This is a genomic window from Halobellus sp. Atlit-38R, assembly GCF_003665925.1.
Taxonomy (GTDB): Archaea; Halobacteriota; Halobacteria; order Halobacteriales; family Haloferacaceae; genus Haloquadratum; species Haloquadratum inordinatus.
In genome coordinates, this window is the sequence record NZ_QXIJ01000359.1 from 1 (window position 1) to 448 (window position 448).

The window sequence follows — 448 nt, forward strand, 5'->3', positions numbered from 1 at the left end:
CGCCGCTCGCGACGTAGAGCCCGCCGCCGATCGGTCCGCTCGCCGCGGCGGTCGAATCCGCGTCCCCGTCGGACTCAGGCGGGCCGCTCGCGGCGTCCGTCTCGTAGCCGACGACCTGCACGCCGCGGGGTAGGGGGAGGCGGGGCTTATAGCCGTCGTCGGCCGGTCCGCTCGCCGCCGCCCGAGACGCGACGCGCGCTCGGCGAGGAGTTTTTCCCGCGGGCGTCGCACACGCTGCCATGCTCGACGCGACGCTCGCGACGGCGGCGACCGACGACGGGTTGACCCTCTCGCTGCGGATCGACAACGCGGGGTCGACGCCGGTCACGCTCGACTTCCGGACCGGGCAGCGCGCGGAGTTCACCGCGTACCCGGCGGACGAGGAGGATATCGACACCGGCGGGGAGGGTGCCGACACCGACCGGGAAGATGCCGACGGGGAGGGTGC

At 74.8% G+C, this 448-nt stretch carries 1 protein-coding gene; it reads left to right on the plus strand.

Translation table 11 applies throughout. The annotated features are described in order from the left end of the window. Positions 1-239: 239 nt before the first annotated feature. Positions 240-448, plus strand: a 209-nt coding sequence (locus D3D02_RS19825) for a BsuPI-related putative proteinase inhibitor (RefSeq protein ID WP_233560738.1), incomplete at its 3' end; no start/stop codon positions are given.